This is a genomic window from Gluconobacter japonicus (assembly GCF_015244665.1).
Classification (GTDB): Bacteria; Pseudomonadota; Alphaproteobacteria; order Acetobacterales; family Acetobacteraceae; genus Gluconobacter; species Gluconobacter japonicus.
Map to the genome: position 1 here is coordinate 1 of NZ_JABCQN010000015.1, position 6047 is coordinate 6047.

The window sequence follows — 6047 nt, forward strand, 5'->3', positions numbered from 1 at the left end:
ACCGCGATTATTTTTCATTGCGGTCAGAAACGATCTCGTACCCTTCGGCTCCAACGATAAACCTAATTCACCCTGGCATACATCTTCATTGCGCAAAGCCTATGAAGCATTGCCTTCTGATTTAATGGAATCTTGGGTGTGGTGGGACATGCCAATTCCTCCCAAGCGCCAAACAAGATTTGCGGACTTAATCGAAGATGAGCCAACAGGTGTCCAGTGGCATACTACAGCAGAAACACGCGCCTTGCTGTCGATGATGAGTGACGTCAATTTGGCAAAAGTTGAAACAGCGAAGGCTGCTGGTGTTCGTATGGTTGGCGGGTTGTATAAACGAACACGTTTTCAACACGGCATCAAAATACAACGGGCAGAAGTACGATTTGATGACATCGCTGGGTGCTTAAGAACTCCTGCTGGAGGATCTTCCAGACAACTAATTCTTGTTGTCGATGGGAAAAAAATAAAATCAAGACTCATATCAACACGAGAAACTGCTCGGCTCATGGGGTTGAGTGACAATTATTATTTACCAAGCACGTATAATGAAGCCTACCATTTAACTGGAGATGGTGTGGCTGTGCCAGTTGTAAGGCATATTACCAAGAATATTATTGAACCAGTTGTTGATTTTTCTCGTGCCAACAATCTTGTAGAATTTCCAAAAAAATCCCGTAAAGAACTTTCTCAAAAAATTAGGTCTAGGAAGTAAATTATGTCTGATGAAACAATACCTTGCCAACGAGACCCACAACTTGGATCAAAAATAGACGAATTTGCAGAAATATTAAAAACTCAATCTCACAAACTTAATCCTTTTGGTCTAAGCGAAGTAGAATTCTACGATAGCGGTATTTTCGAAGGGTCAATACAGAGAGTACGCGGACAAATTTCTGCGTCTATGGGTGAAAAGAAAATTTTTGTTAAGCATGTTTTGAACTACATGCAGGACAATAAATATATCCAAGATTGGATAGAAGCTGGCGGATCAAATAGACATGATTATTCAGTTACATTGAATAATGGGAAAATAGCCGCAATAGAACTAAAAGGTTGTCTAGACGGAAACAATACAAATATATCCGCACGTCCACCACATGCTCATGAATTTATAGTGTGGAGTGTTTGCCAGAATAAAGGAGCAGACCCTCGCCATAATGTTTGGTCTGGAATTCATACTCGTTTTTCTGCGGACATCATATCAGAGCAAAAACGCGTAGATGGGCTAGTTGTTTGGGACTGGCTGTGTGGAACCACTGCCAGAAAATGCCCAAAAATAGAACAATATGGACGTGAAATTACTGAAATTGGCCCATACAAACTTCCCCCTCCATGCATTTATCTATTTCCTGAAACTATACCAAGCCCAAGAAACAATCCAAATCCGCGACCCCACACTATAGAAGGTGTTGGAATATTAGATGCTATGAATAAATGCTTTGGGGGAAGCAATAATGAACTAAATTATGTTCACTTTGATGCTGCAATGAATGGTGTGGAGTTAGTAAGAACCACAACTATCGACCGAAATGGTGTAGTGGTGAAAAAATCCAAACCAACTCCAATCCGTCGATCTTAAAAAACTATTCGATCAGCCGTTTAGAATGGATCAAAACTTGGGCCGCTGTCGTAATCCCTCGACCGGGAACGAGACGGCCCACCTCGCCCCCTTCCACGACCTCGCGCTGGTACCTGTTGCCTCTCGGCCTGCTGACGTTTCTCTTGCTCCTGATATACCTTCAGGTGCGCCCTGACGGCCTTCTCCTCGGCATCCAGTCCAGCGGTGCCCAGAGGGTGCCTGTGAGCCTTCAATACGCGGTCAAACGGATCTGAAGGGTATTCTCCCGCAAGGAAATTCTCGCGGGCATCAGGGGCCAATCTCTGCACCCTTTTGGCCATATCGCCCATACGCTCTTTGGCCTCCTGAACAGCCCGCTCTCTGGCGTCCCTGAGTGCCTGCTGACGCAAGGCTTCCTTCCGCTCCTCCTCACGCTTGCGGGCTTCTGCCGCCCGTCTGGCCTGTTCGTCCGCTTCCTGTTTTCCCTTCACCCTCAAGGCGTTCAGAAGGCCATTCACCCCTTTCCGCTTGGCGTCCATGGCCTGAGCGGCCACCTCCCTAACGGTGGCGGCCAACTCACGCACCATTTCTCGCACATGGTCATTCAGGGTACGCCTGCGCTCGTTCTCCTGAGCCTTGAACGTCTGGGGTTTGTATGATTCCCCCTTCCGCTCCTGCTCGGCCTTATGCCGGCGCTCCATTGTGGTACTGGTCGGCCCAAGGTGCAGGGTCGGCATTTCGTCCACACCCTGCCGCTCATAGCTGCGGTGATCAATGCGGGCGGGCTTTTGGTGGTGCTCTAGTGCTTCATTGCACTGCATGGCCCACAATTCCCGAAGGCTCTCGATCTCCGGCCCACCCGTTTTGGCGGCATCCAGTATGCGGGTTTTCTTGCCCAGCCCGCCTGGCTCAACCTCCCGTGTCGTGGTGAGGATATGGGCGTGATAGTTCCGGTCATCACCACCGGCACTGGGGGCATGAAGGGCAACATCAGCAGCCACCCCGTAACGCTCGACCACGGCAGAGGCAAAAGACCGTGCAAGGTCTGCCCTGTCTTTGGCGTCCAGTTCAGCGGGAAGGGCCAGCACATATTCACGGGCCGTCACTGAGTTGGAACGCTTCTCGGTCTGCTCGGCAGCGTTCCACAACGCAGAGCGATTGTGCGCCCACTCGCAGCCATCCGGGGCAATGATGAAACTTTCATCAACCCCGGTTCGGTTAGCGTAGTCGTGTTGGCGTCCATCGCGTTCGTTGGTCAGCGTGTCCCCTGTTCGATAAGCCGCAGCGGCAACGGCACTCCTGCCGGTGCTACGCGATACGGTCTTAACGGACAGGTGGAAGATCGCCACGTGATCGGCTCGCTGACAGAATGGGGTTGCAAGGGGTTCGCCCCTGTCGCACGCAAACTCGCAGAGTTTGCATAAGTGCGCCCTTAATACCTATCGGCATGAAGGGTTCCTAGGCAACCTTATTTTGTGCTATGACTCTTATCAGGAGGAGTTTCGAGCACATGAGTAGCACAAGCCAACCCACCAAGTCTCAGAGAGTTCTTGATGCCGAAAAGAGACTTGAGCAGGCACGGAACGCTCTAAAAGATGCCCGCAATGCTGAAAACAGGCAGAAGCGGAAAATTGAAGATCGCCAAAAAATAATTTTGGGTAGCGCTCTGCTAAAAGCAGCGGAAAGTGATGAACGCTTCTCGAACGTGATTGATGCCCTACTCAAGCGGTTGTCTCGTGAGCAGGACATAAAGGCTTTTCAGGATCATGGGTTCACCACCCCCCGGCCAGTACAAACGCAGAGTGAGGGCTGACCATGAATGACCCAGACGACACGGAAGATTTCGGCCTTCGTGCGTTTGAGGATTTGAAGAACACCGTCCAGCGGTCGAATAAAGCTTATTCGGACGTTGCTGGTAAGCTGCCAGCCTTAGCGAAGCAGCTTGAGGCACTGGACGCCAAAAGCACTAAAGCCGCTCAACGGGTTGAAGAAGCTGCGCAGGCTGTTACCAGCTATATCAAGACCGATCGGCGCACCCTGCTCATCACCTGCGGGTTTGGAGCAATCGTGCTTGTGTTCTGCGCGGCGTTTTTGGGGGATATCAAGGGCAGCCGAACTGGATACGCTCAGGGGTTGGCTGAGGGGCAGCAAGAAACCAAGCAGCGGGACAAACTGGCAGAATGGGCCATATCGTCACCATCGGGCCACCTAGCCTACGAAATGGACAGGGTAGGCCAGATTCAGGCATTCGGTATGTGTCGAATTGAGGGCTACAAGGTCAGAACTGACCAGAAAGGAACGTGGTGCGTATCCACTTCTGGGAATGGCCTAGAATGGTCCCTAGCACGCCCATAGCCGTTTCCAGTTAGAAACCACCAGAACACCCACATACCTTCTTCCTGAGCCATTTATGGGGAAATTTGGTTTGTGCTTCAGGTCTGGGCGAGCGCGGAGCGGGAGCGGCGTAGCCCGTCCGTAGGACGCCAGACAGAGGGTGAATAAAAAATTTGCCTTTGATCCGCCCCCGAGGGTCCACAGGACCCGAGGTCCGCTACCGTTTATAGGACGTTCACTCCCCTCGAACCCGTGGGCTTCGTGGATGGCTCTTAAGATCATAGAAGAGAAAAATATTTATCGCTTGTTTTTCAATTACTTAAACTAGGGGGGTAGGACACCAGCTATGTCCTACCCCCCGGACACCAGCTGTGTCCGGGGTTTGTCCAAATTTTAGACATAAATGTCATTGATAAAGACACTTATCTGTCCTAGGGTCAGGACATTCATGTCACGATTCTGGACACAAAATGTCTTTAGAGCCACAAATTCAGATTGCCACCCCACCAACAGGAACATGGGTACAAACTGAACGAGCAGCACATGAGAGATGGTCTATTCTCGCTGTTGAAAACCCCCGTGCAGCAGCGCTTTTGCATGTAATTATTGCTAAAATGGGCAGACACAATGCGCTGGTTGCCAGTCAGGAAACTCTATCTACTCTGACTAAATGCAGCACTCGCACTGTCCGTCGTTCTCTCCAGGTGCTCAAAGACGAAAATTGGATCGAAGTCCGTCAAGTGGGCGCCTCTGGTACGGTTAATGCCTACATCGTAAATGACCGAGTGGCATGGTCTGGTGCACGGGATGGCATCCGCTACAGCCTTTTTTCAGCAGCAGTTCTAGTCTCCGATAATGAACAACCCGACAATGCCGATATCGGTGCACAACCACCTTTAGAACATATACCATCGCTACATCGTGGCGAGCGCCAGCTACCCGTTGGCCCTGGTCTACCTCCCCCTTCTCAGCCCTCTCTTGAGGGTCTGGAGCCTGACTTGCCCGCCACTAGCCGCGACGATCCTGCACAGTGAGCGCGCACACACCTGCACACCTATCGCCTGCACAGGCTGCACAGGTAGCTGACGTTTCCCGATGGACGATCATGCGGGCTATAAAATCAGCAGATTTACAGGCTTTTCGAGATAATAAAAACCAATGGCGGATCAAAGCTGACGATCTGAATACATGGCTCTCCGCACACCCTGCACAGTGTGCACACACTGTGCAGAGAGAGGACGATGCACACCATGCGCACACCCCTGCACACCCCAATCCAATCGCCCAAGACACTCTAGAATTGGTGCGCGTGAAGGCCGAACTCGAAGCCGAAAAGACGCTCCGGGCAACCGTTGAATCTGATCGCGATCACTGGCGAAAAATTGCCCAGAAGCTAGCCGAAACACGGTCACGGAAATGGTGGTTTTGGTGAATTTTTCACAGCAAATCGGATGCCCTCGGCGACCTACGTTGTTTCCGATCTATGCTCACTCCAGGTCCATTTTGGTTGTTCCTGTAGTATCTCCGCAACTAATCGTCGTTCTGAAATCAGACACTGAGAAGAACCAGCCATGAGAACATTTTACGAATTTTTTGCTGGCGGAGGAATGGCTAGAGCGGGCTTAGGGGATGGCTGGAAATGTTTATTCGCTAACGATTTCGATAGAAAAAAAGCTGCGACGTATCAACGAAATTGGGGCGACAAGGAAATGCTCGCCGATGATATTCGCAATATCCGATCAGAACAGTTACCCATTCATGCAGATCTGATTTGGGGGTCTTTCCCATGCCAAGACCTATCTTTAGCGGGGGGTGGTGCCGGGCTAAAAGGCAATCGTTCTGGTACTTTCTGGCCGTTTATAGATATAATTCAGAGGTTGCGGAAAGAGGGTAGAGCACCTGCCATTATCGCCCTAGAGAACGTCGTTGGCACCCTGACATCTCATAAGGGATCAGACTTTGCTGCTATTTGCCGATCTCTTAAAGATTTAGGGTATCGTTATGGTGCCTTTGTCGTAGATGCAGCGCTTTTTCTGCCCCACTCCCGACCGCGATTATTTTTCATTGCGGTCAGAAACGATCTCGTACCCTTCGGCTCCAACGATAAACCTAATTCACCCTGGCATACATCTTCATTGCGCAAAGCCTATGAAGCATT

At 50.5% G+C, this 6047-nt stretch carries 8 protein-coding genes; 7 read left to right on the top strand and 1 reads right to left on the bottom strand.

The genetic code is table 11. From position 1 onward, the window contains the following. Positions 1-709 (top strand): DNA cytosine methyltransferase (locus HKD32_RS14965; RefSeq protein ID WP_194258397.1); only part of this gene is annotated, 709 nt, incomplete at its 5' end. Positions 710-712: 3 nt separating this feature from the next. Beyond that, on the top strand, positions 713-1576 hold the full coding sequence (locus tag HKD32_RS14970) for a hypothetical protein (RefSeq protein WP_194258398.1): 864 nt from the start codon (positions 713-715) through the stop codon (positions 1574-1576). A 20-nt stretch (positions 1577-1596) separates the two neighbouring features. On the opposite strand, the gene mobQ is transcribed toward HKD32_RS14970, so the two are convergent. Beyond that, the gene (gene mobQ, locus HKD32_RS14975; protein ID WP_194258399.1) at positions 1597-2904 is read right to left on the bottom strand and encodes a MobQ family relaxase; all 1308 of its coding nucleotides are present in this window, start codon (positions 2902-2904) and stop codon (positions 1597-1599) included. 161 nt (positions 2905-3065) lie between these two features. Between mobQ and HKD32_RS14980 the strand changes: the two genes are divergently transcribed. The 5 genes from HKD32_RS14980 to HKD32_RS15000 all read left to right on the top strand — a co-directional run. Next, positions 3066-3368 carry a mobilization protein gene (locus HKD32_RS14980; RefSeq protein ID WP_194258400.1) on the top strand — a complete coding sequence of 101 codons (303 nt, stop codon included), beginning with the start codon at positions 3066-3068 and terminating at the stop codon, positions 3366-3368. Between the two features lie 2 nt (positions 3369-3370). After that, entirely contained in the window at positions 3371-3910 is a 540-nt protein-coding gene (locus tag HKD32_RS14985) for a hypothetical protein (protein ID WP_194258401.1), read from the top strand. A 449-nt stretch (positions 3911-4359) separates the two neighbouring features. Further along, the gene (locus HKD32_RS14990) at positions 4360-4923 is read left to right on the top strand and encodes a helix-turn-helix domain-containing protein (protein ID WP_194258402.1); all 564 of its coding nucleotides are present in this window, start codon (positions 4360-4362) and stop codon (positions 4921-4923) included. Beyond that, a complete protein-coding gene (locus HKD32_RS15545; protein ID WP_194258403.1) occupies positions 4920-5321 on the top strand; it encodes a helix-turn-helix domain-containing protein in 402 nt (133 codons plus the stop codon). Before HKD32_RS14990 ends, HKD32_RS15545 begins: the two co-directional genes overlap by 4 nt. Positions 5322-5460: 139 nt before the next feature. Further along, a partial coding sequence (locus HKD32_RS15000) for a DNA cytosine methyltransferase (RefSeq protein WP_194258404.1) occupies positions 5461-6047 on the top strand: 587 nt, incomplete at its 3' end.